Origin of the sequence: Desulfurella multipotens, from assembly GCF_900101285.1 — a bacterium.
In the GTDB taxonomy this organism is placed as follows: domain Bacteria; phylum Campylobacterota_A; class Desulfurellia; order Desulfurellales; family Desulfurellaceae; genus Desulfurella; species Desulfurella acetivorans.
Window position 1 is genome coordinate 26,708 of record NZ_FMYU01000006.1, and the last position, 25,998, is coordinate 52,705.

A 25,998-nucleotide genomic window follows, 5' to 3' on the forward strand; every position below is an offset into this window, starting at 1 on the left:
TTCTTTCCCGTTTTGAAGGGAATTACGGGCGTTTTGCCGCAAGCTAGTTATTGGCTTTGTTGGCAAGATAAGAGCTTGTTGTTCTTTCCCGTTTTGAAGGGACATTGTAATTGTTTTCTCGTCATTCTAAGAAAACGTTAGTTTTCGATGAATCTCGATGCTTAAAAAATTAAGAAGTAGATTCTTCGCTAGCGCTTCAGAATGACACAAAAGGAGGTTTTCAAATAAAAATAAAGGAAATTTTGCAGTTTTTTTTATGTTTTAAAATAAACTACAAATTTTAGACAGGAAAAAGTAGGTTTATTAATGAAAAAACTTTTTGTCTTATTAATATTTTTTTTCGTACTAGCAACAAACGCAAATGCCAATGAAAATGCAACATTGTCTGTTTCTGGACATGGAATCATTACAGCCATCCCAGACATAGCAAGTATAGATATTTCGATTATTTCACAAAGTCCAGACCCAGCCAAGGCTATGTTTGTACTTTCGAAAAAAGCCAACGATGTAGTAAAGGCACTTTTTAAGCTTGGAATTAAAAAGGATAATTTATCCACAACAAACTTGACGCTTGAGCCTGTTTATCAATACGATGACAAGACAAAAACTAATAATCTAGCTGGCTACAAAGCCAAAGAAACATTTAATATAAAATCATCTATAGACAAAATGGGATTTTTAATAAGCAAAGTAAGCGAGCTTGGTATTGATGAGATAAATAGAATTTATTTTGAGTCATCAAATATATCAAACCTTAAGTTAAAAGCAATAGAAAAAGCTATGGAAGATGCACTTTTAAAAGCTCAAAGCGCACTTATAAACACAGGCTACCAAATAATAGGTATAAAAAACATATCTATTACAGAAAAAACGCCAGCACCTATTTATTTTGATAAGTTTATGTTAAACAAAAGTAGTGTCCCAAGTGTGCCTATTGAAGCTGGTAGATTAAACATTGAGGCAAGTGTTAGTGTTATTTATATTTTGGAGAAAAAATAAAAACTTGTTTTATTGGCTTTAAATATTAACAAAATAAATCCATCCCTTTGAGCAAAGTACTTTAATTTTTAATTGTAAAATCCTAAATGTGGCGCGCCTGGAGGGATTCGAACCCCCAACCAACGGATCCGAAGTCCGTTGCTCTGATCCGTTGAGCTACAGGCGCTTTAAATTATTTAATTAATAAAATTCTAACAAACACATTTGAATTTGTCAAAAAAAACTGTATAATTGCTTAAAAGTAAAAGGAGCTTATGCGATGGAAATTTATTCAATAAGCTTAAATGATAAAACCATAAAAGTCATAACTGGCGACATAACACAAGAAAGCACACAAGCAATAGTTAACCCAGCTAACAATTATCTAAAGCACGGTGGAGGCGTTGCAGGAGCTATTGTTTCAAAAGGTGGTTTTGTTATTCAGGAAGAAAGTGACAAAATAGGTTATGTAAAAACTGGCAGTTGTGCTATTACCTCAGGCGGTAACCTCAAAGCAAAGTATGTAATACATGCTGTTGGCCCAGTCTGGCAAGGAGGCACAAATAGCGAGGAAAACTTGCTAAAAAGTGCTGTGATTTGTGCATTGCAATTAGCCAAAAAATACAATTTAAACTCAATTGCTATACCTGCTATTTCAACGGGAATTTTTGGTTTTCCAAAAGAACGTGGTGTAAAAATTATTACAGATTCAGTAATTGAATTTTTAAAAACAAATGATTTACCTAAAGAAATTCACTTCACAAATATAGATGAGTATACGTCCAACCTATTTGTTTCTTATTTAAAGAGTTTAAATGTTGATTAGAAAAATTGGTATAATTAAAAAGTCAAATGTTAAAAATTTAGATATACTTGTCAATGAATTAAAAAGCTTTCTAACAAAAAAAAATGCTACAGTAAACTTTGAGATAGATGTAGAAAGTCTAGAAGGCGATACACCTGTTTTGCAAGAACCGCTTGATTTAATTATTGTACTTGGCGGAGATGGTACATTTTTAAGTGCAACACGTGTCGTTTTAAAATCAAGTTACGATATACCAATAGTGGGCGTAAATCTTGGTAAAATTGGTTTTTTAACTGAGATTTCAGTTGAAAACATGTTTTATAACTTGGAAAAAATATTTAACAATGATTTTGCAATAGAAGAAAGAATGATAATAAATGTAAATTTTCAGCCAAGTTCAAACAGTTTTCAAAACTACAGCGTATTTAACGATGTCGTAATAAATAAAGGGGCGCTTGCCAAAATTATTGGCATTGATACATACATCGAATACTGCTCAAAAAAACAGTTTGTTTCAACATTTTTTGCTGATGGCCTTATTGTTGCAACACCATCTGGCTCAACAGCTTACAATTTGGCAGCAGGCGGGCCAATTGTTTACCCAGAACTTGATTCATTTATCTTAACACCAATTGCACCTCATACATTATCTAATAGACCTATTGTGTTGCCTGACAATGTTACTATACATCTGCAGCTTCATGAAGACATAGATAGAGTATTTTTAACTCTTGATGGTCAGGTGGGCTTTAGGTTAAACAAAGGCGACAAAATTATAATTAGCAAATCATCAAGAAAAATAAAGCTAATTACAGATAAAAACAAGAATTACTTCGATATACTAAGAATAAAACTTGGGTGGGAAGAAAGAAAAATTACATCCCTGGATTATGATAAAAAGCATAAGGATTAAGAATTTTTTAACAATCAAAGATATTGAGCTTAATTTTGATGAGCATTTTAATGCCATTGTAGGCGAATCTGGCTCAGGAAAATCGCTTATTTTAAAAGCAATAAATGAGATTTTTTCAAGCAAAAACGATACCGAAATGATAGGAAATTTTGCTGACTCATCTACAATAAGCATTGATTTTGAAGCGGATTTGTCAAAATATGGATTTTTGCAAAAAGTGTTTAAAATAGAAAAAACCATAAAAAAAAGCAAATCTCAATTGTCATTAAACAACAGAACACTTAGCAACAAAACTGCCCAAACAATAAAAAACGAAATTGTAAATATTGTATCGCAAGACTACAGGTTTGAACTATTTGAAAAAGACAAATTTCTTGAAGTGCTTGATTTATTTGTTGATACAACGGTAATTGAAGATTACAAATCGGCATTTGAAAAATTCAATGAAACTAAAAAAGCCATACATGAACTTGAGCATGAAATAAAAAATATTGAAAATTCTCATCCTGAGATTCTTCTGGAATTGATAGAAAAAGTAAATCCAAAAGAAAACGAGTATGATGAGCTAATAGAAAAAAGAAAACAAATAAAACAGGATCTGGCAATTAAAGACTTTATAAGCCAGCTAAATAACTTGCTTTATGAAGGTCAAAATAATATTTTTGATGCAATTGTATCATCATTTAAAAAAATAAATGCTTTAGAATCTAAAAAAATACAATCAATAAGCAATGCTTTAGATAAAATACTAAGCGAGCTTATTGCTATTAAGCCTTTGTTTGAGCAAAACACCGATGATGAAATTTCTATTGATAATATTGAAAAAAGACTCTTTGAATTAGAAAATCTACAAAGGAAATTTGCTAAAAGCCTAAATGAAATTATTGCAGAAAAAAAGCACCTGAAAGGTTTGATTGAAAAAAAAGATACGCTAAAAGAGCAAATAACAAAACAAAAAATTGAGCTTGAAAATCTTGAAGTCGATCTCTTAAAAGCTGCAGAAAACCTATCTGCTCAAAGAAAACAACAAGCGCAAAAATTTATTCTTGGTATTAAAAAAAATATGCGTGATTTGATGCTTGAAGACGCAGATTTTGATATTGTTTTTAATACAATCGACTTTACTCAAAACGGTCAAGATAAAATTATTCTACTTTTTTCTGCAAATAAGGACTTACCAAAAAAAGAGCTTCAAAAAATTGCATCTGGCGGTGAAAAATCAAGGTTTATTCTGGCGCTTTTTGAGTATATAGGGCAAAAAAACAAAAATACACTTATATTTGACGAGATAGAAGAGGGCACAGGTGGCAAAACGCTTGAAGCCATAGCTATCAAACTAAAAAAGCTTTCTTTAGAAAATCAGCTAATATGCATAACACATTCATCAGAAATCCAAAAAGTTGCTGATAAAGTTTTTACAATCCAGAAATCTTTTAAAAATTCCAATACGGTTAGCTATTTATGTCAAGGATAGTTTTTGTCACAGGTGGTGGAACAGGTGGACATTATTTTGCAGCTGAAAGTTTTATAAAATATCTTAAAGATAATAATTACGAACCTATTTTCATAGGAAGCCAATTTGGTATTGAAAAAAAATTAGCAAAAAATTTGGGCGTCGAGTATAAATTACTAAAAACAAAGGGGTTTGCTGGAAAAAACTACATTGAAAAAATAAAAAGCATAATTCATCTTATTAGCTCTACGATAAAGTGCATCTATTATGATCTAAAGTATAAGCCAGTATTTGTAATAGGTTTTGGAGGATATACAAGCTTTCCAGTTTTATTAAGCGCAAGTCTCACAAATAAAAAAAGAATCATTGTTGAGCAAAACTCAATACCAGGGCTTGCAAATAAAATATTAGCTAACTTTTGCAATATAGTATTTGTAAATTTTGATTCTACCAGGCAATTTTTTAAAAAAAAGCATGTTTATTCTACAGGCAACCCTATAAGGAAAATGAATTTTCCAAAAAATAGACATTTTTCAAGTAACTTTTTAAGAATAGGCGTTGTTGGTGGCAGTCGTGGTGCTAAAACTATAAACAAAGCATTATTTGAGTTTGCTCAAATAATTGATGATACAATAAAATCAAAAATTGAAATTATTCACCAAACAGGTATTGATGATTATAAGCAAGCGCTTGAAATTTATCAAAAATACAACATAAAATCTAAAGTGTATGATTTTATACACAATATGGACAAATTTTACTCAAGCATTGACATTATTGTATCAAGGGCAGGCTCAAGTACTTTATCTGAAATTGCATGTTACGGTTTGCCATCAATTCTTGTGCCATATCCACACGCGATTTACAACCACCAGTACTTTAACGCACAAATTTTTGAAAAATCCAATGCTGCTAAGTTAATTTTGGATAAAGATTTTAATGGATATTTTCTAAAAAATTTTATATACTATATAAAAGTAAATGAGTTGGTTGAGATGTCTAATGCGGCTTTTGGCTTGTGCAAAAAAGAAGCCTGCAAAGACATGTTGAACATTATTGAAAAAGAGTTGGTTAAAAATGGCAAAAGTAATTAGTATCACAAATCAAAAAGGTGGTGTTGGTAAGACTACTACAGCTATAAACTTAGGTACCGCTTTGGCAATTTTTTCAAAAAAAGTTTTAATTATTGATATGGATCCTCAAGCTAATGCCACAAGCGGTCTTGGAGTACTGAAAACAGATTCCATATATCAAGCATTAATTGGTAAAAAAACACTGAAATCTCTTATCCAATACACATCTATAAAGAATCTTTTCCTTGTACCTTCAAATATCTCATCCATCGCAATAGAAAGCGAGCTTAAAGACAAAGAAGGCAAAGAGTTTATTTTGAAAAACTTGGTAACTCAGGTTAAAGACCAGTTTGATTATATACTCATTGATTGTCCACCATCACTGAGCTTATTTACAATAAACGCACTTGTAGCATCTGATTCTGTACTTATACCTGTGCAATGCGAGTATTTCGCGCTTGAAGGTTTAGCTCAATTAATTAATACTATAAATCTTGCCAAAAAAACGTTCAACCCAAACCTTAAAATTGAAGGCATTCTATTAACTATGCATGATAAACGAAATAACCTATCAAGACAAGTTGAAAATGAAATAAAACAACATTTCTTCAAATACATGTTTAAAACGCTTATTCCAAGAAATGTAAAATTAGCAGAAGCTCCAAGTTTTGGAAAACCAGTAATAACCTATGACATAAAATCAGCTGGAAGCGTAAACTATTTAGCTTTAGCCAAAGAGGTTTTGAAAAGTGGCTGAAAAAAAAGCTCTGGGTAAAGGCTTGTCTGCTATATTTAGCGATTTTAAAGAAGACAGTGAAAATATTGAAAATATAGCAATTGATGATATAAAACCAAGCCCTTACCAGCCAAGAAATTTTGAAAGCGATGATTCTCTTTTAGAGCTTGTTAATTCAATAAAAGAAAAAGGTGTAATTCAGCCAATTATAATAAGAAAAAAAGAAGATTCTTACGAACTTATTGCAGGAGAACGCAGACTTAGAGCTTCAAAACTTGCCGGATTACAAACAATACCTGCTATTATTAAAAATTTTTCAGATGAAGAAGCAGCCCAAATTGCATTGATAGAAAATATTCAAAGGGAAGATTTAAGTCCGCTTGATGAAGCTTTAGCTTATAAAAAACTAATTGAAAATTTTAACTACACACAGGAAGAATTAGCCGATAAATTAGGTAAAAACCGCACAACAATTACAAATACTCTAAGGCTTTTAAACCTACCAGAAGAAATTATAGAACTTATTAAAACCAATAAAATAACTGCAGGTCACGCCAGAGCTCTTTTATCGCTTGATAATGAATTGTTTCAAATTGAGATTGCCAAACTAATTGTTGAAAAAAAACTAAATGTAAGGGACACAGAAGCAAAAGTAAGGGAAAAAAAATCTCAGATGGATTTTAGTAAGTATGAAAAAGTCCTCAAAGAGTGGCTTGATGCTCCTATAAAAATTAAATTTACAGGCAAAAAAGGTAAAATAGAAATTACTTTTCACTCTAAAGACGAACTGGAACATTTGATTGAAAAATTTTCTAAAACCTAAATATAGCTACTCTATCTAAACCTGCATAATCTTTTTTTATGCAAAATAGTTTATCAAATTGTTCTAAAAAGATTTTCATGTTTGGTGATATTTCCATAAGCAAAAACTTTGCCAGACGGCTCGATTGCTCTATAATGGTTTTTATTAGAAGATAATCTTCATCACACAAAAGAGCGATTTTTGGTTCTTTTTTTACTTCATTAGATAAACTATCAAACTCACTTGGTAAAATGTATGGTGGATTTGAAACAATCATATCAATTGGTCCTTTAAATGCAAAAAGCAAATTACTGTTAACTAGATAAATATTTGATTGATGGAGTTTTTTATTTATACTTGCAACCTTTAAAGCTTTATAAGAAATATCACAGGCTGCAACGTTTACACAAGTAAAATGTTCAATTGATATAGCAATTGCACCAGATCCAGTACATAAATCAACTATATTTTTAAAATTATATTTTTGAATAAAACCAATTGCTTCTTGTACTAAAAGTTCGGTTTCTGGCCTTGGTATAAGCACGTTTTCATTAACATAAAAATTTAAACCCATAAACTCTTTTTTGTGAGTTAAATATGCAAGAGGAACACCAGCAACTCTGTTTGCTGCCATAGTAAACATTTTTTCAAAAATAGACTCACTGATTTGAAAATCAGGGTTTGATAATATGAAACAATCGTCTTTTTTTAAAATATATGATGCTATGATAGTACTTTCAAGTATTGAGCTTTCTATACCGTGCTTTTTTAGCAGAGCGTTGATTTTGCTAATTGCAGTTTTAAGTTTCATAATTTTTCTATGATTAGAAAATTATTCTGTTTATAGGCTTTTATGTGTTTTCTTAAAACTAAAATTTTATTTGATTTAATTACATCCATTAATCGATTAATATTATTATAACTTAAAGAATAGTAAGAACCAGTAATTTTACTTACAGCTTTTTTTAAAACACGCGAGCTGATAGCATAATCATTTGAAAGAAATTTTAAATTAATTAATGCTTTATTTTTAAGAAAAGTGCAGGATTGAGTAAAATTTTCAAAAGCAATGTAATTTAAACTCTGTGAGTCAATACTTAATAGCTCTATTTCTTTATATAATGTAGATAATATGTTTGGATTATAGATTTTAAGGGTCTCCATTAGCTCAATTCTAATTTTGTTTCTCGTATAGTTTGTGTCAAAGTTTGTAGTGTCTGTCTTATAATGTAAATTGTTTTCATTTAAATAATTTATTATTTGAGCTTTTTCTAAAAAAAGCATAGGCCTTATGTAAAAAGCTCTGCTTGGTTTTAATGAAACCAAACCATCAAGTGAAGAACCTCTTATTAAATTAATAAGGAACGTTTCAATAAGGTCATTTTTTGTATGAGCGGTGGCAATCTTATCTAAATTAAACTTTTTTTTGCACTTATTAAAAAAATCATATCGAAGAAGTCTTGCCTGTTCTTCGAGGTTTGTATTTTTTTGTCTAGAAATTTCAAGAACATCAGCTCTATCAGAAAAAAAATACACATTGTGTTTTTTTGCCAAATTTTCAACAAATACTTCATCATCATCTGAATCTGGCCTTATTTTATGGTTAAAATGAAGCACAACCAAATCTAAATTAAATTCTTTTTGTATATTTTTAAAAAAATAAAAAAGCAATACAGAATCACCACCTCCAGAAACACCAATACCTATTTTTTGATTTTTGTAAAAGAGTTTTTTTGATAAAGCAAAATTTAAGATTTCATAAAATAAAATATCCACAAAAAAATTATACACAAATTTTAAATTTTTTGGTATATTTAACAAAGGAGGGTTAAAAAAATGCTCAAAGATAAAAAAATTGGTTTTATTGGCGTAGGTAATATGGGAAGCGCTTTTTTGAGCGGGCTTATAAGCATGGGTATACCAAAAGAAAATATTTTTGCAGCAGATAAACATAAAGGTGACATTATAAGAGAAGAATACGATGTAAGTGTATTTAATAACTTTGAAGTAGCTAATCGTTCTGAAATTATTATCATAGCAGTAAAACCCGCTGATATTTTTGATTGTTTATCAGATATTAAAGAAGCAGTTGATGATAAAAAACTTATAATATCCATAGCAGCAGGCATTAAGACGCAAGATATCGCAGGATTTCTAAGACAAGATGCAAAAATTGCAAGAACAATGCCAAATATTGCAGCTTTGGTAAGAGAATCTATCACAGCAATCTATTGCAATGATTATATTACAAAAGAAGAAGAAGAAATAGTAATAGCAATAATGAGCCTAATAGGAAGGACAGTAATCTTAGAAACAGAAGATTTAATGGATGCAATAACAGGTCTATCTGGTAGTGGACCCGCTTATGCATTTGAAATTATTGAAGCAATGGCAGATGCTGGTGTAAAAATGGGTTTAAAGAGAAAAGACGCAATTAAGCTTTCCGCACAGGTTTTAAAAGGTGCAGCAGAACTTGTACTTAAGCTAAAAACACACCCAGCAGAACTTAAAGATCTGGTAACATCTCCTGGTGGCTCAACTATATATGGCTTAAATGTAATGGAACGAGCTGGCCTTAGAGGTATATTAATGGACACGATAGAAGCAGCTACAAAACGATCAAAAGAATTAGGTCAATCTAAAAACCAATATTAAGTTTAAGACCCACACCAAATTCGTCTTTTGGTATAGTATTTATTATACTGTTTGGATTTTTGTTTACTTGATTATGTTTATATTCTCCGATAAATTTTAATTGAGCATCGTTTGTTAAGTTTAAGTTTACACTGGATTCCATTTTAAAACGGTTTATATTTGCTGGAGCGCTGGAAGGCTCTATTGGAAGGGCTTTCGATGATGTATATGAAACACTTGATTCAAAACCACCTTGAGATGATTTACTTTCAAAATTTATCTTTGGTCCAATAAGTGTTTGCGTAACTGGTTGGCTAAAATTTGAATCAACACATAGTGAATTTAAAGAGTATCTTCCAGAACATATATTCCATTTATCTACATTTGCACTTAGTCCTATACCTAAAGATGTATTTTCATTTGGCTTTATTTTTCCTAAATTTATATTTTCTGAGTTAGAATCAAAAATAGAGCTTTGTGGTAATAAATTTAAATTAGAGTAATTTTCTATAGTTCCAGCCCATGCATATCCTATAAAAATAAAAATGTATAAAATTATACATGCGATATACTTCATATTGAAAATTTATAGCTTTTTTAAAGAAAAATCAACCAAAAAAGCGACTAGACTTACCTAGTCGCTTTTTTTATTCACTGTTTTAAAAAAACAATTTCGTCGCCAGAAATATCTACAAGGTAAGAATTATCCTTTGTTATTTCGCCTGTGAGGATTTTTTTGGCTATAAGATTTTCAATGTTGTTTTGAATAAAACGCCTAAGAGGTCTTGCACCGTAAATCTGGTCAAAGCCTTCTTTAGCCACTTTTTCAAGTAAGTTATCTGAAAAGCTAATTTTAAAGCCTCTTTGTGCTAGTTTATTTTGAGTTTTCTCCAGTAGTAACCTAACAATCTTTTTGATTTCATTTGTACTTAAAGGATTGAATATAATTATTTCATCAATCCTATTTAAAAACTCAATCTTGAAAAATTTTCTTAATTCAGCGTTTATATTTTCCTTAACTTTTTCAAAATCTTTTTTAAACTCTTCTGGACTTTTATCTTCTCTTAAATTAATTAAGTATTGGCTTCCCAAATTAGATGTCATAATAATAATTGTATTTCTAAAGTCGACAGTTACACCTTTTGAGTCTGTAAGTCTTCCATCGTCTAAAACTTGTAATAGTATGTTAAATACATCTGGATGTGCTTTTTCTATCTCGTCAAGTAAAATAACAGAATACGGCCTTTTCCTCACTGCTTCAGTTAACTGACCACCTTCTTCATACCCAACATAACCAGGTGGTGCGCCGATAAGCCTTGATACAGAGAATTTTTCCATGTACTCACTCATATCTATTCTAATTAAAGCCTTTTCATCGTCGAATAAAAACTCTGCCAGAGCTTTTGATAGTTCTGTTTTTCCAACACCGGTTGGACCTAAAAATAAAAATGAAGCAATTGGTCTATTTGGATCTGATAAGCCAAGTTTTGATCTTCTTACTGCATCACTCACAGCAATTACCGCCTGATCTTGACCTACAACGCGTTTTTGTAAGTTTTCTTCCATTTTAATAAGTTTTTCTTTTTCACCTTCAAGCATCTTTTGAACAGGAATACCAGTCCATCTTGATACAATATTTGCAATTTCTTCTTCAGTTACTTCCTGGGTTAAAAGCCTTTCATCAAGGCTATTTAACTGTTTATTTTTTTCTTCTAATTCTTTTGTTAGCTTTGGCAGTTCGCCGTATTTTAAAATACTAGCTTTCTCGAAATCACCGCTTCTTTCTGCTAATTCAATTTGAGATTTTGTATTGTCAATCTTTTCTTGTATAGTCTGGATTTCCTTAATTAAGTTTTTCTCAAACTGCCATTTTGCATTTAAAACATTCAACTGTTCTTTAAGCTGAGCTAATTCATTTTCTAAAGCCTCAAGTCGTTTTTTAGATTCCTCATCTTTTTCGCGCTTTAAGGCTTCTTTTTCTATTTCAAGCTGGGCTATCTTTCTATTTAAATTATCGATTGGCTCAAATGTGCTTTCCAGCTGAATTTTCAAGCTTGCTGCAGCTTCATCAATTAAGTCAATTGCTTTGTCTGGCAAAAATCTATCTGTAATGTATCTATTTGACAAAACTGCCGCTGCTATAATTGCAGCATCTTTTATTTTTACACCGTGATGAATCTCGTATTTTTCTTTTAAGCCTCGCAAGATTGAGATAGTTTCTTCAACACTAGGCTCTGCTACAAATACTGGCTGAAAACGACGTTGTAGAGCTGCATCTTTTTCTATGTACTTTCTATACTCTTTGAGTGTTGTTGCACCTATGCACCTTAATTCTCCTCTTGCAAGCATTGGCTTTAGCATATTTGAAGCATCAAGGCTACCTTCACTTGCTCCAGCGCCTACTATTGTATGAAGTTCGTCAATAAATAAAATAATATTACCTTCTGAGCGCTTTACTTCATTTAAAACTGCTTTCAGTCTATCCTCAAACTCACCCCTGTATTTTGCACCAGCAACAAGAGCTCCTAAATCAAGCGCAATTACCGATTTGTTTTTAAGGCTTTCTGGAACATCTCCTTTTGCTATCCTTTGAGCCAAACCTTCAATAATGGCAGTTTTTCCAACACCAGGATCACCTATTAAAACAGGGTTGTTTTTTGTCCTTCTTGATAGAATTTGAATTGTACGCCTTATTTCTTCATCCCTACCTATTACCGGATCAAGTTTGTTTGCTTTTGCAAGTTCAGTTATGTCTTTCCCATACTTTTTTAAAGCTTCGTACTTTTCTTCAGGGTTTTGATCTGTAATACGCACACCACCTCTAATATCCACTAAACTTTTTAAAATTTTGTCTTTTGTGGCGCCTACTACATTTAAAACAACTGCAGCATCACACCTTTCGGTCAAAGCAAGCAAGAAATGCTCTACACTTATATATTCATCTTTTAAATTATTTGCTTCTTCTTCACTTCTTTTAAAAACATCGTTTAGTTCCGAGGTTATATATATTTGATCATCCTGTATATTGCTTACTTTTGGGATCTTTTCAATTGCTTTTTCAAGCTCCGTATTTAATTGGTTTAAATTAATACCTATTTTTTTAAAAATGGTTGGTGTTATACCATCTTTATCGTTAATTAGGGCTTTTAATAAATGTAGCGAACTTACAAACTGATTATTATAAGAATTTGCTATATTTTTTGCGTTTTGTAATGCTTCTTGAGATTTAATTGTTAATTTATTTATATCCATAAATATACCTCATTAAATCAAAAGGGGCTTAAAGCCCCTTTTGACGATTTTTTTACTTTTGTACTGCAATTTCGATTTCTTTTGGTTTTGCTTCTAATTTCTTAGGTAATTCTACTTTTAAGATACCGTTTTCATATTTTGCTTTAATTTGTTCTTTATCAACATTGTCTGGCAAAAAGAAACTTCTTGTGAATGTCCCGTAATTGCGTTCAATCCTGTAATAATTATCTTTGGATTCTTTCTTTTCAAACTTGCGCTCACCAGAAATAGTTAAAGTATTGTCTTCTACTTTTACCTTTAAATCTTTTTCATTCATTCCGGGTACTTCTACTTCAATTTGAATATTACCATCAGTTTCGTAAATATCCACAGCTGGTAACCATTTTGAATCCTGCAAGCTAAAAGATGGCAAAACGTCTTCAAACATTTTGTTGATTCTTTCTTGAAGCGTTGTTAATTCTTTAAAAGGTTCTAATGGTCTAAACATATTGCACCTCCAAATCTTTATTTTTTTCACTTCAAATATAATCCCTAATAAAAGATTGTCAAGTATAAAAATCTATACTTGACATTTTCATCTTAAATATTATATTAACAACAAAGGAATAGGAGGTAATTATGAGGGATCCTTACGAAGTCTTAGGCGTTAGTAAAAATGCTACAGATGAAGAAATAAAAAAAGCTTTTAGAAAATTAGCAAGAAAATACCATCCGGATCTAAACCCAAACAATAAAGAAGCAGAAAAAAAATTTAAAGAAATTAATGAAGCATATTCTATTCTTTCAGATAAAGAAAAGAAAGCTCAGTACGACCAATTTGGATTTAGTGGCTTTAGCGGATATGATACTGGAAATCAGGATTTTGGCAATTATCGATATACTTACTATTCCAATAATGCGGACTTTGATATAGGCGATATTTTCAATCTTTTTAAAAGGAGATCAAAAAATTCAAGTAATTTTGGAGGGTTTGGGGGTTTTTCATTCTTCGACGATTTTCAAAAAGAAGACGCCGATGTTACATACACCATAACTTTAGACTTTGATCAAGCCCTAAAAGGCGATATTGTTACATTAAATATTGATAATGAATTAGTAAAGGTCAAAATTCCCGCAGGCACAGTTGACGGCACCAAACTAAAAGTAAAAGGCAAGGGCAAAAAAACAGCCACAGGTAGAGGAGACTTACATCTAATAGTTAATGTAAAACCAGATCCAAATTTTTACATAAAAGATGGCAAACTGTACACAGATGTTGAAGTTCCACTTAAAACTGCGTTGCTTGGGGGTAGCGTTGATGTTAAAACACCACAAGGGTATGTTACAATCAAAATACCAAAAGGGACCCAAACAAACACTGTATTTAAAATTCCAAATAAGGGTCTAAAAAATGATGCTTTATATGCAAGAGCTATTGTAAAAATTCCTCAAAACCTATCAAAAGAACAAGAAGAAATTTTAAGCAAGGCTTTATAGGAAGGAGAGATTTATGAGATTTAGAAAAGATGTATATAGCATTGGCATGTTTTGCAAAATTGTTGATATTCATCCTCAAACATTAAGAGAATATGAAAAAAGTGGAATAATAAAACCCAAAAGAACAAAGGGCAATGTAAGATTTTTTACAGATGAAGACATTGAAGATGTTAGATTTATAAAAGAAATGACAAAAACTTTGGGCGTTAATTTAGCCGGTGTTGATATTATTATGAGATTAAGAAATCAGATAAAAGACTTAGAAAAACTCGTAGAAGAATTATACAAGCAAATTCAAGAATTAAATGCTAAAGAAAATACTACTTTGCCTGTTGTAAAAGAAGAGGCAAAAAAACCAAATGTTATAGAAATTAAAATAGAAACTTAGGAAAAAAACATTTTAAGCGAAGCAAATAAAATTGCTGCAAAAAGTAAATACTTTACCCACACAATTTCATTTAGAACCATATAACGCGCACCAAAACTTGAACCTATGGCGCTACCAATAGCTAAAACGAAACCGATTTTCCAATCTACCTGGTTATGCGCTGCAAAAATAAGCAGTGAGGCAATCGTATAAACCGCAATAATAGCAACTTTTGCCGCATTTGTTTTGACTATGTCAAATCCTTCCAAAAACATTAAAGCACTAATAAAGAAAAAACCCACGCCAGCTTGCAAAAAACCACCATAAAAACCGATAAAGAAAAAAGTTAAATAAGATAAAATGTTGCTTTTTTTTGTAGCTATCTGGTTTTTTTTCCATACATCCTTTTTTAAAACAATAAAACTACCCATTAAAATTATTAGTACAGCGGCAATTTTTTTTAATAAACTTTCATTTATCTGAACAACAACAAGTGTGCCACAGATTGCACCAAGTGTTGCAGGAATTGACAAAATGAAAGACCGCTTTAGAATATGAACTTTATTTTTTTTGAAACTATATGTAGCTGCTAAATTTTGAATTAAAATAGATATTCTATTGGTACCATTTGCAACATCGATACTTAATCCCAAAAACGTCAAAAGTGGTAGGGTTAACATAGAACCACCACCTGCCATTACATTCAAAAAACCGGTAAGTACTCCAACTAGAAATGTAAGTAAGACTTTTAAAATATCCACATATTTATTATAAATATTTAATTAATTATTGTCAAACTATTAGGTTTTGCTAAATAAATTGACATTTTGGTAAATCTTTAGTATTTTGGTTAACAGGAGGAATAATATGGAAGAATTTTCTAAAATTATTACAGAAATCAGACAAAAAAGCCCTCTTGTTTACAATATAACAAATTTTGTAGTAACAAATATTAGCGCCAACGCATTATTAGCGCTAGGTGCAAGTCCCATTATGTCTTATGCTAAGCAAGAAGCTATAGATTTAATAAAAATAAGCTCTGCATTACTTATAAATATGGGTACACCTACACCGGATATAATAGAAACAATGCTAATTGCTGCAAAAACAGCCAATAATGCATCTATACCTGTAGTTTTTGACCCAGTTGGTGTTGGTGCAAGCAAATTTAGAAATGAGATTGCTCAAGAAATTTTATCTAAAGTCAAAATTGATATAATCAAAGGAAACGCTTCTGAGATTGCTAATTTATGTGGAGTAAATATACAAACAAAAGGAGTAGAATCCAACACTTATATAGAAAATATCGCAGACCTTACAAAGGATTTAGCAAAAAAACACCATTGCATTGTATGTGCAACTGGCAAAACAGATATTGTTTCAGATGGCAATAAAGTGTATGCATGTGAAAACGGGCATGAATTTTTAACTAAAATAACTGGTTCTGGTTGTATTTTAGGTTCGATTGCTGCTGCAGCAGCTGGCGTTTGTAATGATTACTTAAAAGCTACAGTAGCTTCTTGTTTAATAGTTGGTATATCAGGAGAAATTGCCGCTTCAAAATCAAATTTACTTGGAAACTTTCAAGTCGAATTTTTTAATGCTCTATCTACTTTTGAACCAGAAAACTTTAAAAACGCATTGTATAAAGTATTGTGAAGTTAGGCATACACTTATCAATTGAGCATTCAATAATTCAATTACCTATTTTGTGCAAAACATACAAACTAGATTGTTTTCAATTTTTTACAAAAAGCCCTCGCAGGTGGAGTGAAAAATTAATAGATGATGAAACTGCAAATGCTTTTAAGCAAAATATATCCCTCTACAATATAAACCCAGAAAATGCATTTATACATTGTTCTTACCTGATAAACCCAGCAAATCCTACATCTCAAACATACAACGAACTTGAAACCGAGTTTGAAAACGCATATAAGCTTGGAATATATAATTTAGTTTTACATCCTGGCTCATGTAAAGATCCAGATTGCTTGCAAAAAGTTACACAAACCATAAAGCCAATTTTAAGTCAATTTTCAAATACTACTCTTTTGCTTGAAAATACAACCCGTATAGGAAAAAATCTGCAAGATTTAAAAATTTTAAAAGAAAAAATCGGCGAAAATGTATTTTTTTGCATAGATACTTGTCATTTATTTGCAACAGGTTATAATTTAGATGTGGAAGAACTTGATAATATATTGGATATTAATAATATAAAACTTTGGCATTTAAACGATTCAAAAGCTCCATTTGGTTCAAATCTTGACAGACACGAAAAACTTGGAAAAGGTCTGATTGGCTTTGAAAATATTAAAACCTTTCTGCGCTCAAAAAAACTTAAAAATGCCAGCTTCATATTAGAAACGCCAGGTACAAACAAAACACGTTTCAAAGAAGTTGAACTGTTAAGGAAGTTTTTATGAAACCATGGTACTATATTTCTGTTCTTCTAATTGGTTTTAGCATTGTTTTTGTATTATGGTTGATTAGAAAATTTAAAGAAATAAAAACCCCACAGATAAAAAAATATACACTCAAAGATTACCTGCTTTCAAAAAACGAACGTATAGTTTATGAAATACTGCTTTTACATGCTAAAGATTTTAATTTAGAAGTTCTGCCCAAAATGAGATTATCTGAATTTATACACGTTGATAGAAAAAATAGAAATGCTTTTTTTATTATTCAAAATAAATTTGTAGATTTCTTAATTGTTGATAATGTAAAAATAAAGCCAAAATATGCAATAGTAATAGAGAAAAAAAATCTAAAAGAATCAAACCTGGAACTTTTTGAAAATATTTTTAAAGAAATAAAACTAAAATGGATCCTAATCAAAGAAGAAGAATTTGAAAATCCCTTAGAACTTAAAGAGAAACTCAAAAAAATTTTGGAGGAAGCATATGCTTGATAAAAAAATACTTGATTTTATTGTATGTCCAAAATGCAAAGGCGAGCTTAAATTAGAAGATAAATTTTTAGTATGTTACAATTGCCAGTTAAAATATCCAATAAAAAATGACATACCAATACTATTAATAGAAGAAGCTCAAAATTTGAACGAAAACACAAAAAAGGAGGTTTAGTATGAAAGTAGGTTTTATTGGACTTGGAATAATGGGTAGTGCAATGGCAAATAATCTTTTAAAAGATGGCATAAAATTAAATATCTACAATAGAAGCAAGCAAAAAATCAATGAATTGGCAACAGATAATTTTGAGTTTTTTGATAATCCCAAACTGGTAGCACAAAATAGTGATATTATATTTTTAATGCTAAGCAACGATGAAGCTTGTGAAAATGTTGTTAATTCAAAAAATGGATTGCTGGAAGGCTTAGAAAATGGCAAAATTGTAGTAAATTTCAGCACTGTTTCTGCCTCATATTCTCAAAATCTTTACGATAAAGTAAAAAACAAAAATGCTTTATTTTTAGAAGCACCAGTTGTAGGAAGTAAAATACCTGCCCAGAATGCCCAATTGATAATACTTTGTGCAGGCGACAAAAAAGCTTATGAAACAGTTAATCCGTATTTTAAAAAACTTTCTAAAAGAGTATTTTATTTAGATAACATACCAAATGCTTCTTACTTAAAAATTGTAAACAATCAGGTAATGGGTATCACAATGCAAGCATTAGCAGAAGGTCTTCAACTAGCAAAAAAACTTAATTTGGACTTGAATGTAGTGCTTGATTTATTAAACTCCGGTGCTTTTGCAAATTCAATGTTTGAACTAAAAGGCAAAAACATTCTATCAAACAATTACGAAGCTCATTTTCCATATGAACACATGCAAAAGGATTTAGGGTTTGCTGTAAAATTAGCAGAAGATAAAAAAGCTTTTTGCCCGGCCTTATCTATAGTTAACGAAACTTACAAAAAAGGTCTTGCAAATTATTCAAAAATTGATATGTGTGCAATATATGAAGCTTTAAATAGCTAAAAATTTTCTAATTTGATATCTTCAAAAAGCTTTTCTATGGCTTTGTTTGTTTCTTGCCACATTTTTGTAGAGGGGCAATTTTCGATAAGTGTGCAAACAAAGCCATCCTGTACACAAGGAGCTAATTTAATACCCTCAGTAAAAATATCTATTAAATCCTTGAGCGATACATCAGTTTTTAAAATCTTATAGCCACCATGAGGGCCTTTTTTGCCTTTTACTATATCATGTTTTTCCAATTTGGCAGCAAGCTGCTTTAGATAATTTTCACTAATTTTTGTTGTTTGAGAAATATTTTTAAGGCTCAAAGGTTTATCGCTTTTTTTGAGTTCTATTAAAAATCTTAAACTGTACCTTACATTTGTTGGCAAAAACATATTTGGATTATATAATGTTTTTATAAATTTTCAATAAAAATTTGATTTTTCTGTTAAAATTGGTAAAATTTAAACAATGGAAGACGAAACAATAGAAAACATCGTCAAAAGTGCTTTTGAAATTGAAACTTTTGATCAGTTAGTTGGTCAAGATCACCTTTTTTCTAAAGGAAAACCTCTTTATAATTTTTACCATAATAATACATACTTTCCATCTTTAATATTGTTTGGGCCACCAGGCAGTGGAAAAACCACATACGCAAAACTTATAGCAAAGAAAAAAAATTTAGACTATATATACTTAAATGCTTCAATTTCAACTCTTAAAGATATAAAATCATCTTTAACAGATAAACCAACACTTTTGCTAATAGATGAAATACATAGACTAGATCAAAAACAACAAGATTATTTGCTATCTTTCCTTGAAAACAATGTTATACTTATTGGGACATCATTTCACAATCCATATTTTAGGTTAAACAAAGCATTGCGTTCAAGATTGTTTGTTTATGAATTTAAAGGTTTAAGTGAAAAAGATCTATCAATACTTTTAGATAGAGTTTGCTTGCATGGCATTAAGATAGATAATGACGCGCGTTTCATAATAATCAAGCAGTCAAATCACGATGCAAGGAAATTGATGAATATACTTCTTGCTCTAAATTTGAAACACATTACAAAAAAAGATGTAGAAAATCTTTTTAATATAGACCTATCGTATGATAACTTACAAGAACACTATGATTTTATTTCGGCATTTATTAAAAGCATAAGAGGCTCAGACCCAGATGCAGCTATATATTACCTTGCCCGTATGTTAGAAAGCGGAGAAGATCCAGAATTTATAGCAAGAAGGCTGTGCATATTATCAAGCGAAGATATCGGCCTTGCTGATAAAGATGCTGTTAATATTGCTGCAAGCACGCTTTTTATCGTTCAAAATATTGGAATGCCAGAAGCAAGAATCAATTTAGCATTTTGCACAATTTATCTGGCTTTAGCCAAAAAATCTAATTCAGCATATATAGCTATAAATAAAGCACAAGCTGATGTTAAAAATGGTTTGTTACTTAATGTCCCAAAACATTTAAAAACAAATTCGAAAGATTACTTATATCCGCATAATTTTAAAGGCAGTTTTGTAAATCAGCAATATTTAGAAAAAAAATTAAAATATTTCTACAAAAAAGAAAACGATAAAATAGAGTAAATGAATACAATAAAAGATTTAGGTGAATTTGGCCTTATAGAAAAAATAAAAAAGCTTTTTGATAATCCCGAAAATGCTATAGGTATTGGCGATGATTGCGCAGTTTTACCTTTTGACAAAACCAACTTGCTTGTAACCGTTGATACATTAATAGAAAATGTACATTTTTTTAGCAATCACCCGATGGATAAGCTTGCAATAAAAGCAATAAATATTAATATAAGTGATATAGTAGCCTGCGGCGGCTATCCAAAATGGGCTTTTTTATCTTTATCTTTAAACCCAGAAATGAAGACTTCTAGTTTAGAAATGTTTTTTGATAGCCTACAAAAAAACTTTTCAAAAAACAACATATTTTTACTTGGCGGCAACACAACAAAAGATGACAAACTATCTATAAACATAACTTTGATAGGAGAAACCGATAAACCTATTTTGCGCTCAAGCGCAAAAGCAAACCAGGATGTTTATGTAACTGGTAAAATTGGTTGCGCTGCATGCGGTTTTTTTGCGCTAAAAAATAATGTTACAGAAAGCAACGAGTGTCTTGAAAAATTTTTGGCCCCACAAGCAAGAATAGATTTAATTGACAAAATAAAACCTTACGCAACTGCTATGATAGATATAAGTGATGGACTTTTGCAAGATGCTATGCACATTTGCACATCAAGCAATATAGGTATGGATATCTTTTTAGAAAACATAAATTTGTGCGAAAGCAAACATTTAAGCAATATTGACAAAATTACCTTCGGTGAAGATTACGAGCTATTGTTTTGCGCTGATAAAAAACATAGAAATTCATTGCTTGAAATTAACGATATAAAATTAATCGGATACACAAATAATAGTAAAAAATTAATAATCTACAATAAAGGCGAAATCATTATACCACAAAAATATGGATTTAAACATTTCTGATTTATTTAAAATTTTACTTTTTATTATAACATTAGCTTTAAGTGCTTTTTTATCTTCGTCTGAAACTGCTATCTTTTCGCTAAAAGCTAAGCATCTTTTCCATATTAGATATAAAAATCAAAAAACTTACGAAATAATAACTAATCTTTTATCAAATTCTGAAAGCTTTATAACGATGTTGCTTATATTAAATGAATTTGTAAATATATTTGCATCTATTTTATTTGCAAATATATTTCAAGCGTTATTTGGAAATAAATATCTTGCCATATCAAGCGGAATTGTTGTCTTTTTGTTGCTTCTTTTTGGTGAAATTACACCAAAAAGCATAGCTGTTAAAAACAATATTTTTATATCTACATTATTTGCCAGGCCTCTTTACATTTTATTTAAAATTACTTCGCCTATCGTTAGTATTTTCACTAGTATAATAAATTTTTTTAAAAGGTTTTTATTTAAAAACCTAAAACAAGAAAATGTTTTAACTATAACAGAAAAAGAGTTTAAAAATATTGTAGCAAACTCAAAAAATATTTTTGATAAACAAGAACAACAAATGATAGAAAATGTTTTTGAGTTTGAAGAAAAACAAATAAAAGATATAATGATACCACTGAGGAAGGTACTAATGTTTGAAGCGAACACAAAAGTTGATTCCTTCATAAAACATTTAAGTAACCTAAAATACAACAGAATACCAATATACAAGCAAAAACGAAATAATATTGTTGGCGTTTTGTATGTAAAAGATTTAATAAAGAAAAAATGGGCATTTGATATTGACGAAAATCAAACAATCCTATCACTAGCTAGAAAACCGATATTTATTAACTATAATATAAAAATCGATAGAGCATTTAAATTTATGATAAAGCGAAAAAGTCATTTGCTTATTGTAGTTGATGATCACAGATCAAGTATTGGTGTCGTAAGTTTACAAGATATAATAGAAGAAATAGTAGGAGAAATTGAAAATGATACAAATTAAACTTTTAGCTTCAATTTTATCATGCAATTTTTTAAGACTTGAAAACGAAATTAAAGAGATTCAAGATTCAGGTTGCGACATGTTACATTTAGATATCATGGATGGTCATTTCGTACCAAACATAACAATAGGTCCCGATATTGTAAAGCAAATTCACTCGATCTCAAATCTAGCTCTAGATGTCCACCTTATGGTAGAAAATCCCTCTTTTTGGATAGAAAAATTTGCAAATGCAGGCGCTTATTCTATAAGCGTGCATCAAGAAGCAGATATTCATTTAAATAGACTTATTAACACCATTAAAGAAAAAAAAATAAGAGCTTTAGTTTCCATAAATCCAGCAACTTCTCCTATTGTTTTAGATTACATTTTAGATTATGTTGATGGTGTGCTTGTTATGTCTGTAAATCCAGGATTTGGCGGTCAGAAGTTTATTGAAAACAGCTTAAGAAAAATAGAATATTTAGCAAAATATAAATACACAAACAACCTTGATTATGTTATACAGGTTGATGGTGGTGTAAATTTAAATAATATTAAAAATTTAATAGATGCAGGAGCAAACGAAATTATTGTAGGAAGTGCATTATTCAAAAATATACATGAATTTGTTAGAAAATTCAAAGAATTAACGAGGATTGTAGTATGACAAAACATTTTCTTGAACCAGAAGAATTAGCTTTACTTGAAAGTAGACTTAAAAGAAAACCAACTGAGATTGAAGAAGCCATAATTTTTTCATTATGGAGCGAACATTGCAGTTACAAATCATCAAAAATTCATTTAAAAAAACTCCCAACAAAATCTGATAAGGTTGTCATAGGTCCTGGAGAAAATGCAGGTGTAATCGATATTGGAGATGGTTATGTAGCTGTTTTTAAAATGGAATCTCATAATCACCCATCATACATTGACCCATATAACGGTGCTGCAACTGGCGTTGGAGGTATATTAAGAGATGTCTTTACTATGGGTGCAAGACCAGTACTTAATATGGATGCGTTATTTTTTGGTACACTGAATCACCCAAAAACACCATACTTGCTTGACGGTGTAGTAAGAGGTGTTGGTGATTATGGCAATTGCGTTGGAGTTCCCACTGCAAGCGGTCAAACTATGTTTTTGGATTGCTATAACAACAATATTCTAGTTAATGCATTTACTTTAGGTATAGCAAAAAAAGAAAAGATTTTTTTAAGCATAGCAAAAACAGTTGGCGCAGATGTGATATATGTGGGATCAAAAACTGGCAAAGATGGGATACACGGTGCCACTATGGCTTCAAGTTCTTTTGACGAAGAATCTATCAAAAACCGACCAACAGTCCAAATTGGGGACCCTTTTACAGAAAAGCTTTTAATAGAAGCCTGTCTGGAAGTAATGGACAAATCTTTAATTGAAGCAATACAAGATATGGGTGCAGCAGGCCTTACTTCCAGTGCATTTGAGATGGTTGAAAAAGGTGGCTTAGGTGTTGAATTGTATCTTGATAATGTGCCTTTGAGAGAATCAATGACACCACTTGAAATAATGTTGTCTGAAAGCCAGGAGCGAATGCTTATAATAGCTGAGCCTAAAAATAGTAAAGAGATTTTAGATATATTTAAAAAATGGAGTTTAGATGCAACTATTATAGGAAAAGTAATAAAAGACAAAAAAGTCGTTCTTTACTACAAAAATGATATTGTAGGGGAGTTTGAGTTAGACTTAATCGAAGCACCTGTTTATGATAGAAAATATAAAAAACCTGCTTACATCGATAAAATAAACAAAGAAATTGAACTTGAAGCACCTGATGACTTATCAAGCAAGCTTTTGTCGTTGATTTCAAGCCCAAACTTATGCGATAAATCGCCAATTTTTGAGCAATATGACTCAACAGTCCAAACAAATACACTAAAGGGGCCAGAAGGCGATGCATGCGCAATAGCTGTAAAGCAAACAGGTATGGCTGTTTTTGCAAGCACAAGCGTAAACCCCATATATTGTTATCTTGACCCTTATAATGGGTCTGCTATAGCTGTGCTGGAAAGTTATAGAAATATAATTGCAAGCGGCGGAGATCCTATTGCAATTACAGATTGTCTTAATTTCGGAAACCCACAAAACCCAGAAATTATGTGGCAGTTTGTGCAATCCATTGAAGGCATAAAAGATACATGTGCTAAATTAAATACACCTGTAGTTAGTGGAAATGTAAGTTTATATAACGAAACAACTTCACAAAACATATTTCCAACGCCTACAATTGCAATGGTTGGTGTCTCAAATATGCAAGATGTGCTTAAAAGCCAATTTCAATTTGCTAATAATACTATAGTCTTACTTAATGATATTGAATTAAACCTAGGTGCAAGCCAGTATCTTTACTGGTTCTATAATAAAATAGATGGTAAAGTCCCTGACCCAAAAGTTAAACTACATTTATCTTTAAAAAAATTTTTTGATATTGCACACAAAAAACATAGGCTTATTATAAGTGCAAAAGATATTTCAATGGGTGGGCTTGCATGTTGTCTGGCTTCTATGTGCGAAAACAATATTGGGTGCGATATTAAAATAAACATAAATTCTAATCCACACGAATTCTTATTTAGCGAATCGCAAGCAAATATTATCATCGAAATTAAAAATCAAGATTTTGACGCTATAGAATCCATTGCTTACGAAAGTGGCATAAATGCATATAGGTTAGGTTTTACAACAGAAGAAAAAAGATTAAAGATAAACGATCTTATAAATGTTTCTATTGATGATATAAAAAAAGCTAAAAGCTCAACACTTAGAAAAATACTATCATGAAATGCTATGTGATAAGCTTAGGGTGTCCAAAAAATTTGGTTGACACAGAAAATATACTTTATAGCTTTTCAACACAAAATATTGAATTTGTATACGATCCGGATAAAGCTGATATATTGTTTGTTAACACTTGCGCTTTTATACAAAAGGCAATTAAAGAATCTATTAATACAATTTTAGAAGTCGCTCACAACAAAAAAGAAAATCAAAAACTTATAGTAGCAGGCTGTCTTATAAGCAGGTTTAAAAATCAAATTGAATCGCAAATACCAGAAATTGATGTGTTTGTTGATACAAACAGTGCAAATTTTGTTAATTTAAACAAAAAATTTAATTACTGCGATTTTGCCAAACCTTTTGAAATTGAAAAAAGAATTGTAACAACGTATCCTTATGCGTATTTACGTATATCCGATGGTTGCCATCATAATTGCAGTTTTTGTACAATACCTCAAATAAGAGGTCCATACAGACAAAAAAATCCAGAATATATAAAAAGCGAATTTATCCAATTGCTTGAAAAAGGCGTAAGAGAAATTATTCTTATAGCTCAAGATACATCTTGCTATAACAATAATAATCTCTCAAGCCTTTTAAAAGATTTATCAAAAATTGAAGGCAATTATTGGATAAGGGTACTCTACCTGTATCCATCTTCCATAACTGACGACTTAATAGACACAATTGCCTCAACACCCAGAATTGTGCCATATTTTGATATACCTCTTCAGCATGTAAGTGATAAAATACTAAAACTCATGCAAAGAAACTATGATAAAAAATTTATATGCAATTTATTTGATAAGCTTTTAAAGTACGATGTTGCCATACGATCAACTTTTATAGTAGGTTTCCCTTTCGAAGAGGAAAAAGATTTTAACGAGATTTTAGATTTTATAAACAATTACAGGATTGATAGGCTTGGAGCATTTGAATACTCAAAAGAAGAAAATACAAAAAGTGCCACTTATGGTAATGTTGTTGCCTATAATACAAAAAGAAAAAGAAAAGCACTATTGCTTGATACACAAAAAAGATTAAGCAAAAAAAACTTAGAACGATTTATTGGCAAAAAATTAAAAGTGATTATAGATGGTCCAAAAATAGCAAGAAGCTTTTTAGATGCCCCAGAAATAGACGGTTTAGTTAAACTAAAAAGAGAAAGGCAAGTAGGAGATTTTGAAGATATAGTAATATCAAAGTCAAGCTTCTACGACCTCTATGAGTAAACTTGTATTTGAAAAAAAGTTTAAAGTA

General features: G+C 30.6%; 28 protein-coding genes and 1 tRNA gene. 21 read left to right on the forward strand and 8 right to left on the reverse strand.

Annotated elements, in window-relative coordinates; all coding sequences use genetic code 11:
* Positions 1-306: 306 nt before the first annotated feature.
* On the forward strand, positions 307-999 hold the full coding sequence (locus BLQ93_RS04565) for an SIMPL domain-containing protein (RefSeq protein WP_092128506.1): 693 nt from the start codon (positions 307-309) through the stop codon (positions 997-999).
* Positions 1,000-1,088: 89 nt separating this feature from the next.
* On the opposite strand, the gene BLQ93_RS04570 is transcribed toward BLQ93_RS04565, so the two are convergent.
* Positions 1,089-1,165: transfer RNA gene (locus BLQ93_RS04570), tRNA-Arg, on the reverse strand.
* 93 nt (positions 1,166-1,258) lie between these two features.
* Between BLQ93_RS04570 and BLQ93_RS04575 the strand changes: the two genes are divergently transcribed.
* Genes BLQ93_RS04575 through BLQ93_RS04600 form a run of 6 tightly spaced genes read left to right on the forward strand, consistent with a single transcriptional unit; the run spans position 1,259 to position 6,781 of the window.
* Positions 1,259-1,804 (forward strand): macro domain-containing protein, encoded by a 546-nt coding sequence (locus BLQ93_RS04575; protein WP_092128508.1) that lies wholly within the window; start codon positions 1,259-1,261, stop codon positions 1,802-1,804.
* Entirely contained in the window at positions 1,794-2,696 is a 903-nt protein-coding gene (locus tag BLQ93_RS04580; RefSeq protein ID WP_092128510.1) for an NAD(+)/NADH kinase, read from the forward strand. Before BLQ93_RS04575 ends, BLQ93_RS04580 begins: the two co-directional genes overlap by 11 nt.
* Positions 2,674-4,170 carry an AAA family ATPase gene (locus tag BLQ93_RS04585; protein WP_092128512.1) on the forward strand — a complete coding sequence of 499 codons (1,497 nt, stop codon included), beginning with the start codon at positions 2,674-2,676 and terminating at the stop codon, positions 4,168-4,170. Before BLQ93_RS04580 ends, BLQ93_RS04585 begins: the two co-directional genes overlap by 23 nt.
* Positions 4,158-5,243 (forward strand): undecaprenyldiphospho-muramoylpentapeptide beta-N-acetylglucosaminyltransferase, encoded by a 1,086-nt coding sequence (gene murG / locus BLQ93_RS04590; protein ID WP_092128514.1) that lies wholly within the window; start codon positions 4,158-4,160, stop codon positions 5,241-5,243. Before BLQ93_RS04585 ends, murG begins: the two co-directional genes overlap by 13 nt.
* Positions 5,227-5,979: a ParA family protein gene (locus tag BLQ93_RS04595; protein ID WP_092128516.1), complete on the forward strand. Its 753-nt coding sequence runs from the start codon at positions 5,227-5,229 to the stop codon at positions 5,977-5,979. Before murG ends, BLQ93_RS04595 begins: the two co-directional genes overlap by 17 nt.
* On the forward strand, positions 5,972-6,781 hold the full coding sequence (locus BLQ93_RS04600) for a ParB/RepB/Spo0J family partition protein (RefSeq protein ID WP_092128518.1): 810 nt from the start codon (positions 5,972-5,974) through the stop codon (positions 6,779-6,781). The genes BLQ93_RS04595 and BLQ93_RS04600 overlap by 8 nt, the downstream gene beginning before the upstream one ends.
* On the opposite strand, the gene BLQ93_RS04605 is transcribed toward BLQ93_RS04600, so the two are convergent.
* Positions 6,771-7,571, reverse strand: coding sequence for a N5-glutamine methyltransferase family protein (locus BLQ93_RS04605; RefSeq protein WP_092128520.1), 801 nt, complete (start codon positions 7,569-7,571; stop codon positions 6,771-6,773). The genes BLQ93_RS04600 and BLQ93_RS04605 overlap by 11 nt on opposite strands.
* Positions 7,568-8,536 (reverse strand): tRNA lysidine(34) synthetase TilS, encoded by a 969-nt coding sequence (gene tilS / locus BLQ93_RS04610; RefSeq protein ID WP_159427492.1) that lies wholly within the window; start codon positions 8,534-8,536, stop codon positions 7,568-7,570. Before tilS ends, BLQ93_RS04605 begins: the two co-directional genes overlap by 4 nt.
* 60 nt (positions 8,537-8,596) lie before the next feature.
* Here tilS and proC point away from each other — a divergent pair, with 60 nt between their 5' ends.
* Entirely contained in the window at positions 8,597-9,415 is an 819-nt protein-coding gene (gene proC / locus BLQ93_RS04615; RefSeq protein WP_025391812.1) for a pyrroline-5-carboxylate reductase, read from the forward strand.
* Here proC and BLQ93_RS04620 read toward each other — a convergent pair.
* The 3 genes from BLQ93_RS04620 to BLQ93_RS04630 all read right to left on the reverse strand — a co-directional run bounded on the left by BLQ93_RS04620 (position 9,399) and on the right by BLQ93_RS04630 (position 13,133).
* Entirely contained in the window at positions 9,399-9,971 is a 573-nt protein-coding gene (locus BLQ93_RS04620) for a hypothetical protein (RefSeq protein WP_092128522.1), read from the reverse strand. The genes proC and BLQ93_RS04620 overlap by 17 nt on opposite strands.
* A gap of 74 nt (positions 9,972-10,045) precedes the next feature.
* Positions 10,046-12,646, reverse strand: coding sequence for an ATP-dependent chaperone ClpB (clpB, locus tag BLQ93_RS04625; RefSeq protein WP_092128524.1), 2,601 nt, complete (start codon positions 12,644-12,646; stop codon positions 10,046-10,048).
* Between the two features lie 52 nt (positions 12,647-12,698).
* Positions 12,699-13,133, reverse strand: a complete 435-nt coding sequence (locus tag BLQ93_RS04630) for an Hsp20/alpha crystallin family protein (RefSeq protein WP_025391809.1) — start codon at positions 13,131-13,133, stop codon at positions 12,699-12,701.
* A gap of 131 nt (positions 13,134-13,264) precedes the next feature.
* Here BLQ93_RS04630 and BLQ93_RS04635 point away from each other — a divergent pair, with 131 nt between their 5' ends.
* Entirely contained in the window at positions 13,265-14,122 is an 858-nt protein-coding gene (locus BLQ93_RS04635) for a DnaJ C-terminal domain-containing protein (protein WP_038572268.1), read from the forward strand.
* A gap of 13 nt (positions 14,123-14,135) precedes the next feature.
* On the forward strand, positions 14,136-14,510 hold the full coding sequence (locus BLQ93_RS04640) for a MerR family transcriptional regulator (protein ID WP_025391807.1): 375 nt from the start codon (positions 14,136-14,138) through the stop codon (positions 14,508-14,510).
* Here BLQ93_RS04640 and BLQ93_RS04645 read toward each other — a convergent pair.
* A complete protein-coding gene (locus tag BLQ93_RS04645) occupies positions 14,507-15,250 on the reverse strand; it encodes a sulfite exporter TauE/SafE family protein (protein WP_143338691.1) in 744 nt (247 codons plus the stop codon). The two genes, BLQ93_RS04640 and BLQ93_RS04645, sit on opposite strands and share 4 nt — an antisense overlap.
* A gap of 106 nt (positions 15,251-15,356) precedes the next feature.
* Between BLQ93_RS04645 and thiM the strand changes: the two genes are divergently transcribed.
* Genes thiM through BLQ93_RS04670 form a run of 5 tightly spaced genes read left to right on the forward strand, consistent with a single transcriptional unit; the run spans position 15,357 to position 18,440 of the window.
* Positions 15,357-16,148: a hydroxyethylthiazole kinase gene (gene thiM, locus BLQ93_RS04650; protein ID WP_025391805.1), complete on the forward strand. Its 792-nt coding sequence runs from the start codon at positions 15,357-15,359 to the stop codon at positions 16,146-16,148.
* Positions 16,145-16,918: a deoxyribonuclease IV gene (locus BLQ93_RS04655; protein ID WP_159427493.1), complete on the forward strand. Its 774-nt coding sequence runs from the start codon at positions 16,145-16,147 to the stop codon at positions 16,916-16,918. The genes thiM and BLQ93_RS04655 overlap by 4 nt, the downstream gene beginning before the upstream one ends.
* Complete coding sequence (locus BLQ93_RS04660) at positions 16,915-17,406, forward strand: DUF2726 domain-containing protein (protein ID WP_092128530.1); 492 nt, start codon at positions 16,915-16,917, stop codon at positions 17,404-17,406. The genes BLQ93_RS04655 and BLQ93_RS04660 overlap by 4 nt, the downstream gene beginning before the upstream one ends.
* Positions 17,399-17,581, forward strand: a complete 183-nt coding sequence (locus tag BLQ93_RS04665) for a Trm112 family protein (RefSeq protein ID WP_025391802.1) — start codon at positions 17,399-17,401, stop codon at positions 17,579-17,581. Before BLQ93_RS04660 ends, BLQ93_RS04665 begins: the two co-directional genes overlap by 8 nt.
* Position 17,582: 1 nt before the next feature.
* Entirely contained in the window at positions 17,583-18,440 is an 858-nt protein-coding gene (locus BLQ93_RS04670; protein ID WP_092128532.1) for an NAD(P)-dependent oxidoreductase, read from the forward strand.
* Here the strand turns inward: BLQ93_RS04670 and BLQ93_RS04675 are convergent.
* Positions 18,437-18,817 carry an RrF2 family transcriptional regulator gene (locus BLQ93_RS04675; protein ID WP_092128534.1) on the reverse strand — a complete coding sequence of 127 codons (381 nt, stop codon included), beginning with the start codon at positions 18,815-18,817 and terminating at the stop codon, positions 18,437-18,439. The two genes, BLQ93_RS04670 and BLQ93_RS04675, sit on opposite strands and share 4 nt — an antisense overlap.
* Positions 18,818-18,893: 76 nt before the next feature.
* On the opposite strand from BLQ93_RS04675, the gene BLQ93_RS04680 reads away from it, so the two are divergent.
* Genes BLQ93_RS04680 through rimO form a run of 6 tightly spaced genes read left to right on the forward strand, consistent with a single transcriptional unit; the run spans position 18,894 to position 25,970 of the window.
* A complete protein-coding gene (locus tag BLQ93_RS04680; RefSeq protein ID WP_092128536.1) occupies positions 18,894-20,030 on the forward strand; it encodes a replication-associated recombination protein A in 1,137 nt (378 codons plus the stop codon).
* Positions 20,031-20,951: a thiamine-phosphate kinase gene (gene thiL, locus BLQ93_RS04685; RefSeq protein WP_092128538.1), complete on the forward strand. Its 921-nt coding sequence runs from the start codon at positions 20,031-20,033 to the stop codon at positions 20,949-20,951.
* Positions 20,932-21,939, forward strand: a complete 1,008-nt coding sequence (locus tag BLQ93_RS04690; protein ID WP_025391799.1) for a CNNM domain-containing protein — start codon at positions 20,932-20,934, stop codon at positions 21,937-21,939. The genes thiL and BLQ93_RS04690 overlap by 20 nt, the downstream gene beginning before the upstream one ends.
* Positions 21,935-22,588 (forward strand): ribulose-phosphate 3-epimerase, encoded by a 654-nt coding sequence (rpe, locus tag BLQ93_RS04695; RefSeq protein ID WP_092128703.1) that lies wholly within the window; start codon positions 21,935-21,937, stop codon positions 22,586-22,588. Before BLQ93_RS04690 ends, rpe begins: the two co-directional genes overlap by 5 nt.
* On the forward strand, positions 22,585-24,741 hold the full coding sequence (gene purL, locus BLQ93_RS04700; RefSeq protein WP_092128540.1) for a phosphoribosylformylglycinamidine synthase subunit PurL: 2,157 nt from the start codon (positions 22,585-22,587) through the stop codon (positions 24,739-24,741). The genes rpe and purL overlap by 4 nt, the downstream gene beginning before the upstream one ends.
* Complete coding sequence (gene rimO / locus BLQ93_RS04705) at positions 24,738-25,970, forward strand: 30S ribosomal protein S12 methylthiotransferase RimO (protein WP_092128542.1); 1,233 nt, start codon at positions 24,738-24,740, stop codon at positions 25,968-25,970. Before purL ends, rimO begins: the two co-directional genes overlap by 4 nt.
* The last annotated feature ends 28 nt before the right edge of the window (positions 25,971-25,998 follow it).